The following is a 6956-nucleotide window of genomic DNA, read 5'->3' on the forward strand; positions in this document are numbered from 1 at the left end:
CATCAACCCTGAGACGAGGCCCGCACTCCGCTAATTTACGCCGCGACTTGTGCCAAATGTTCTGACGACGGACACTTCACAAACCAGCGCCGCCCATCTCCGCTCTCTGAAAGAAATTCGGAGAGGAGGTGCCCGCATCTTAGCACAAAAGCTTCGGAACTTCGATATGCAGGACTTGGCTCTTTTCAGGGGTGATGGCAGACAATCAGAATGAAACGCGGGCTCCTCATCACGACCTGTGTGGCCTCGGCATGATGTTCCGGCGCAGATCAAAGAAGCTGTGCGGCAGCAAACCGGGTGCGCTGATCTTCGACTTCCGCCAGGAGTTACGTCGGCAGAAACGGACGAAGCGCCGCTCGCTCGCGATGCTTATTGGCGGTGGTCTGCTGGCGGGAGCTATCGGCGGGCTCGTCGGAACGAATTGGCCGACTAATTCAGCTCGCGCGCAAGCCAGAGCGGCGCACACCTTTGCCGTGTGCGGAACGATCCGAAAGACGTGCGTGGTCGATGGCGACACGATCTGGCTTGAGGGCACGAAGATCCGCATTGCCGATATCGACACGCCGGAGATCTCCTCGCCGAAATGCGATGCCGAACACGCGAGAGGAATTCGTGCGCGCGATCGGCTCGTGGTGCTGCTCAACGAAGGCGAGTTCGAACTGCGGCCGATTGGAAATCGCGATGAGGACCAGTACGGACGCAAGCTTCGCGTCATCGTGCGAAGCGGCCGGTCCTTGGGCGATCAGCTCGTATCGGAAAACCTCGCCCGCACCTGGACCGGTCGGCGGGAGTCTTGGTGCTGATGCGCGATTGGCAGACCGACGAAGAGCGCGCGGAGGACAAAGCGAACGCCTGGAAACTCCATCTCGAAGCGTGGCTGATCGGGGCCGCGATGCTGTTGGCGATCTCGGGCGCTATTGGTTGGCTGATGTGACTCTCACACGAGAACAGGAATTGTGGGGCATGGCGCTTTCGGTCGAGAAGGCACACGGCGATCGCGGGCCCTCTTTCATTGCCGGGAGAATAGACGCCCTTGCTCGATCCGGTGAAAAGGACGGGGCTCGGCTGTGGCGAGAGGTTGCTCGCCGCTTTGACAGCCTCGCGGACCGGCAGAAAGACGACCGATCCTCGTAAGGCCCTTGTCTTCACTGCCGCGTTCGATCCGATCGAGATAGGCATTTAACCGCTCAAGGGTGCGTCGTCTGGGACGCCTTCCTAATCTCAGGTCGAGCACGAACCTTGGGTCACCGACTGCGCGGCGGCCGAAGCGTGTCGCGGTAATGCGGTGCTTGATGAGATGTATCTCGATCCGGTCCAACAACGTCATCGCTCCTCGCCTCGACTCGCATCTTGCTTGTGTTCCTGTTATGTTCCTACTAGGAAGGATTTCGTGAGTCTAGGAAGAATCCTATACCCGACGAGAAAACGTAGAGGACTGACCATGGAGAATGTCAGGGAAGAGCTGGACCGGCTGATCCAGAAGCACAAATATGGCTATGCTTCGATCTCGAGGCTGCTAGGGCGCAATGCCAGCTACATCCAGCAATTCATCAAGCGGGGCTCGCCCCGCAAGCTCGACGATGAAGACCGCAAGATCCTGGCTAGCTTTTTCGGTGTCGATGAGCAGGTTTTCGGCGGCCCGGCTAATGTCGTGTGGGACGGCCTCGTGGAAATCCCCGTGCTCGATGTCGAGGCATCTGCGGGTTTTGGCGCGGTGGCGGCAAGCGAGACTGCGCGAACACGCTTCGGGTTCGATGAGCGCTGGCTGCGAAGTCTGACGTCGGCGAAGAGCGCCAGCCTGTCGATCGTGCGCGTGATGGGCGACTCCATGGAGCCCACGCTCAGCGACGGCGATGAAGTACTGGTTGATGCGTCCGATCACGCATCACGGCTTCGTGACGGGATTTACGTCCTGCGCGCCGACGACGCACTTGTGGTGAAGCGCGTCGCCATCAAACCCGGCGGCAAGCAGATTACGATCGCCAGCGACAATCCCGCATACCCGACCTGGAGCGACATGAACCGCTCAGAGGTCCACGTGGTCGGGCGAGTGATCTGGTTCGGGAGAGCCCTCTAGGATCGACGGAATTGAGCCGTTGCCGACCTCCCGCGGTTGAGCGACAACCCCCAAAACGGAAAATGCGCGATGATAGAACTTTGATCATCCGATTCTACTAGCCGTTCCGGAGCCGCCTCTCAAAACCGACACTTTCAGATTGCGGTCTGGCTCTCTCGATAATTCTGATCGCGCAAAATCTATTCCGAGAAAACCTAAGTGTGCACGAATTGATTAGTCCGAGGAAACAGTGCTTTCCGCGATTGAATTTTTTTAAACAAAAGGATCTCGGGGGGAAAGTCGTTCACAAGGGAAGAGATCGGGCATTCTCTTCGCCGAACCATTTTCTCACGGTCTGCATTGCCATGTCTGACAGCTCCTGTGTGAACAGCACGGCAAGGCGCCTCTGCGGGCGCGAGCAGGCAACGTAGAACAAATTGCGGTTGTCCTCGTACATTTTGCGATCCTTGTCGGCTACGAGATCGGGATTGGCCGCGTTCGCAAGCATCTTGTCCCAGTTGTAGCGATTCCAGCCCCTGCCCATCACGGCCAAGACGTTCTCAAACTGGGCACCCTTGACGCCGTGCTTGGTCTCAAATGGAGAATGCCCTTCGAGATAGTCGGTCACGCTCACAATCTCCGAATACGGCACATCGTGAAGGTCACGAAGCTCTTGAAGGTTTCTCGGCATTTCCTCTTCGCCGTCCGGGTCGAACGCGGCCAGCTTCTGCTCTAGTCGCTCCACGGCAGACGGCAGCGGTGGAACCTTCTGCTCGCGTAGGTGAGCAAGAACGTCACCCACCGTACCGGACGTCCGAAAATCCATGATCTTGCTCATCGATGAGGACCAGGTGGCCTTGTCCGCTGCGCGGAGAATGTATCGCTTGTTTGTGCCGAGATAGTCGAACATTTCGCCAAAGCGCTTGGCTTCGAATGCCCGACGGGCGGGTTCCAGTTGATCGACGAAGAACGCAATATGTGGCTGCTCTTTGTTCGTGAAGGACTCATTGTACCGAAAGACAACGGGCAGGCTGCTGTAGCCTTGCTGCGCGGCAAGCACCCGATGTGTGAGCATGAGGATTTTTGTGTGGGAGGGTTCAAAGTCCCACCCTTCAGCGGTGAGCAATTCCTTCGCTGCGGAAAGCGCCTCTACCGCTTTGTCTCCGGGGAGATCGCCTTTGTTGTATCCTGTCTCACGCACACCGGGCCAATCATTGGTATGGAAAACGACAACCTGCCCATCTGCGTCGGGGTCCTTCACCTCTTGCGGAAGCTCGGGGCGCATTCTGTTTAGGCATTTAACGATAGCCGGAACGGAACGAAAGTTGGCCTCCTTGCCGATCTCGCGCACGGCGGGATGTTCAAGATTGCCGCAGCCAGTTCCGTAGATTTTCTGCCAGTGGTCCCCAAAAAACGCGAATTGGGGAGCGTTGGCATCTCCGAGGAAACGCTCCTTCACAGCCTCCATCCAAGCGGCGTCGGTATCCTGATACTCGTCGATCAGGATGTAGGGGTACATGCTGGCAAGGATGCGCCGAAACTTCTCAAACTCAGTGAGGCGGACAGCAAGCGTAAGAACGTCGTCATGGTGAATTGATAGCGCGTCGTCCGAGATGCTCCGGTGGCCCAGACTGTATTCGATCCGTCTGGCGCCCACTTCGCCGATCTCTTCAAGGCGCTCGTTCCACTGCGGAATTTCAGTCACGAACTGACGGAGCTGAGATTGGAAGCCGCTTATCACGGACCAGCAAAATGCGTGAATCGTGTCGCAATGAATGACAGGACTGCGATCGGTGCGGCTCGCGATCTCATCCTTGGCAACGTTGGTAAAGGTAATGCAGGCGATGCGCTGATTTCTCTTGGCAAGGGACGTTCCCCGCGTCGCGATCAAAAATTTCAACGCCTCAACCAAGGAGTAGGTCTTGCCCGCACCGGCCCCTGCCTCCAGCTTGAAACTTTGTCCTGCGATGATGCTCTCTTCGACCTTCTCAAGAGCAATCTTGCTGGCCTTTTCCGCCGGGCTAAGCTCGACTACTTCAGCCTGCATCGCCAGCTTCCTCCCCAGGATTCACAGCGGCAGTTTCGGCAACGACGGCGGCAGGCGGAGCAATCACGGCCGGCGGCGATCCGTGCCCTTGGGAAAGCCACAGAAGGCCATCCCGGACGTAGCGGGGAATCTCCCAGTCTTGATCGTCGATTGCGTAGGTGAGCGCGAAAGCAGATTTCTTTTCTGCTTCTGCTAGGTCTCGCGCACTCACCTCAAGCTCTTCAACGGTCGATCCGACTGCGGCGAACTTTGCCGGGTTCGCGAGAATGAAAGCATCTTCAAGTGTGCGTCCGCAAGCGCCGTCCTTCTCCTCCGGCTGCTGAAATGCGATCCGCACAATGTCTTTGATCTTCTCATCGTCGGCTAGGCCTGCGAGTTCAAGCGGCTCACGTGTTTTGCCAAACCAGTCCTTAAGGCAGGCATTGCTCGTCGCTTTCGCTTGGCGAACGGTGCACTTCTTTCCGCCCGCTTTCTCGACAGGATCGAGGTCCGTGATGATCAGACTGCGGAGTTCAAGGAAATCGAGCAGTTTGACGAATTTGTGTGCGTACGCGCCCCCGACCTCCATGACCGCGAGGTATTGGCTGCCGAGTTGGTCTTTCTGGGGCCGGCCTTCGTCTAGCTTTGCGATGATGGCAGGAAGAAGGAGGCGCTCGCTGGTTCCTTCGATCAGCACTGCCTTGTCGGCAAAAAAGAGGTCGCAACGGGTGAGCGTTAGATACTGCCGCAAGAATTTTTTGTCGGGTTCGCTGATCGCGAGGTCAGTGCGCAAATCCTTGATACGTGTCCGCCAAAGCCCCTTCTCGGCATCCTCCGCACACGGCAGAAAATAGCGGATTGTTTCGAAGTGCGCCTCATTGGCGATGTGAGAGGAATGGGTTGAGACGACGAACTGGACCGGCCAAGGCGGCTCATCGGCATGCTGCTTGTTGAGCAGCGCGACGATTTCCAGAAGCTGCCGGATGAAGACCTCCTGCATCTGCGGATGAAGGTGGGCCTCGGGCTCTTCTATAAAGACGAGGTGTAAATCGGTCGCGCCGGGTTCAGCTCTAAACTCGCGATAAAAGCTGAAAATTTGCAGCAGAATGAAAATCAGGTTCCGCATGCCGAGTCCGTTGTAGGACTCAGGCAACAGGACCCCGCTGTGCCCCTTGTAACGCACGCTCGTGTGATCGCTCAGAAGCCGTTTCACATCGAGCGTTGTTTCGGTTGTGAGCTCCGGGCCGCCAAGACCGGGGTAGCCCAAAGCCTGCAAAGTGGGCAGCAGCTTGTCGAGGTTTTCGCGGAAATCCTTGTCGATGCCCTCCTGAATGGAGCTCACGGCGTCCTCGAGCCGTGAGGCGATCTGCTTCTGCTCTTCGGCAGCCGATTCCATCGATGCGGTACTGAATAGGGCCTCCAGAACTTTGGCAAGAACATGTGACTCTCGGCCGCTGACATCATCAAGACCGCGCTGGGCATTGACAAAGCCAGTTTGCAGCACCGCCTGAACCGTGGAGAGCTTGGTGGGCTTCCGGTTTTCAGGATCGTTCGGGTCTTCCGCCCAACTCTTGATGACGAAGTGCTTCTCGATCCGCTCGCTAAGATTGCGAAAGAAGGCCGCGCAATTGTCCTCTGTGATCCCGCCTTCCGGCGCTTCGTCAAACAACGAGGCGATCGCGCCGTCTGCAAGCTCGAACCGGGCGACGATCAACGCCTCCCGGCAATCCATATCAAGGTCGATCACAAACTCGCCAAGCGATCCTAGTGGCTGAGCGGGATCGTATTCCACGTAGAGCCGGAGCTCGATGTAGGGCAGGAGCTTCCTTGTTTCCTCTTCATCTGCGGTGGCCTGCCAAGCAGAAAGGGCTGCGCAAAATTCGTCATAACAAGCGGTCGAGAAGTCCTGAATCTTAAAGGGCAGCTTCTTCTCCGAGGTGAAGCGCTGGAGGATTTCTGAGAGCGACGTCTTACCGCTGTTATTACGCCCTACGATCAGGGTGACGCCATCTTCGAGGACGATTTCCACGTCCCGAAGGAGCCTGAAATTTTTGACTTTGATCCTTTTGAGTTTCAATCGTGCCCCCTGCCCGGCGTCATTCTTTTGCGCTGTCGATGCCGAGTAATACCGCACAAAGTTGGTCAAGCTCTTGGTAATCGGCGTTCTTGATCAATTGCTCTCGGAGCCTGCGCCGGCGATGTGAAAGCGACTTGAATGCATCATTGACGTAATTGTCTTTAGCGACAAGAGATGAGGCTACTGCCGCAACCTTCTCTGCGGCTTCGGAAATCGAGCGCATGAGGTTATTTGCAGGATCATAGGCAGGCATGAGTTGGTAAGGCAGCGTGTGAATATGCCGCGGACCGAAGTCGCCCTCGGGATTGAAGGGCAGTATGGCTTGGGTCAAAGCGTTGCTGTTCAAGATTCCTGTGCGGAACCAAGCATCTTGCTCGCTGTCGACCTCCTGCCAGTATAATGTTTGGTCGATCACGAGCCTCTCGGCTTCCGCCGTGGGAATGCAGGCGGCGCAAATGTAGGTGCCGCCTGCACCTGAAAGCACGAGAAATTTGCCGTCCCCAAATACCTGATTGGAGAGCTTGAGGCGGTAGTCGATCCGCTCTTCAAGGGGATCACCGCTCAGCTTGTCATTGATCTCGGCAAAACGTTTTGCCGTGTTGCGAAACCCCATTCTGCGAACATCGGCGGGCTTGTAGAATTGCCATGTTCCCTGCGGGTTTCTCATCGCCGGGAGCGCGACCGGTGCCCGGTGGACGCCGAGGATGAAAGGCAAGAGATTTGTTCCCCGTCAGCACCCATGGCACAGATTTGAGGTTGTAATTAAGGAGGGTTTGGGCTTCGTCGTAGTGACGAAG

6 protein-coding genes are annotated in these 6956 nt (G+C 56.9%); 3 read left to right on the forward strand and 3 right to left on the reverse strand.

Features of this window, described 5'->3' with window-relative positions; all coding sequences use genetic code 11:
- Positions 1-194: 194 nt before the first annotated feature.
- The 3 genes from Q0897_RS15740 to Q0897_RS15750 all read left to right on the forward strand — a co-directional run bounded on the left by Q0897_RS15740 (position 195) and on the right by Q0897_RS15750 (position 2077).
- Positions 195-803, forward strand: a complete 609-nt coding sequence (locus Q0897_RS15740) for a thermonuclease family protein (protein ID WP_366519951.1) — start codon at positions 195-197, stop codon at positions 801-803.
- Positions 803-934 (forward strand): hypothetical protein, encoded by a 132-nt coding sequence (locus tag Q0897_RS15745; protein ID WP_299310347.1) that lies wholly within the window; start codon positions 803-805, stop codon positions 932-934. Before Q0897_RS15740 ends, Q0897_RS15745 begins: the two co-directional genes overlap by 1 nt.
- Positions 935-1441: 507 nt before the next feature.
- On the forward strand, positions 1442-2077 hold the full coding sequence (locus tag Q0897_RS15750) for a S24 family peptidase (protein WP_299310349.1): 636 nt from the start codon (positions 1442-1444) through the stop codon (positions 2075-2077).
- 283 nt (positions 2078-2360) lie between these two features.
- Here Q0897_RS15750 and Q0897_RS15755 read toward each other — a convergent pair whose 3' ends face one another.
- Genes Q0897_RS15755 through Q0897_RS15765 form a run of 3 tightly spaced genes read right to left on the reverse strand, consistent with a single transcriptional unit; the run spans position 2361 to position 6874 of the window.
- Positions 2361-4103 (reverse strand): UvrD-helicase domain-containing protein, encoded by a 1743-nt coding sequence (locus Q0897_RS15755; RefSeq protein WP_299310351.1) that lies wholly within the window; start codon positions 4101-4103, stop codon positions 2361-2363.
- A complete protein-coding gene (locus Q0897_RS15760; protein ID WP_299310353.1) occupies positions 4093-6228 on the reverse strand; it encodes an ATP-dependent endonuclease in 2136 nt (711 codons plus the stop codon). The genes Q0897_RS15755 and Q0897_RS15760 overlap by 11 nt, the downstream gene beginning before the upstream one ends.
- Positions 6179-6874, reverse strand: coding sequence for a hypothetical protein (locus tag Q0897_RS15765; RefSeq protein WP_299310355.1), 696 nt, complete (start codon positions 6872-6874; stop codon positions 6179-6181). Before Q0897_RS15765 ends, Q0897_RS15760 begins: the two co-directional genes overlap by 50 nt.
- Between the last annotated feature and the right edge of the window lie 82 nt (positions 6875-6956).

Origin of the sequence: uncultured Croceicoccus sp. (assembly GCF_947496385.1) — a bacterium.
Lineage (GTDB): Bacteria > Pseudomonadota > Alphaproteobacteria > Sphingomonadales > Sphingomonadaceae > Croceicoccus.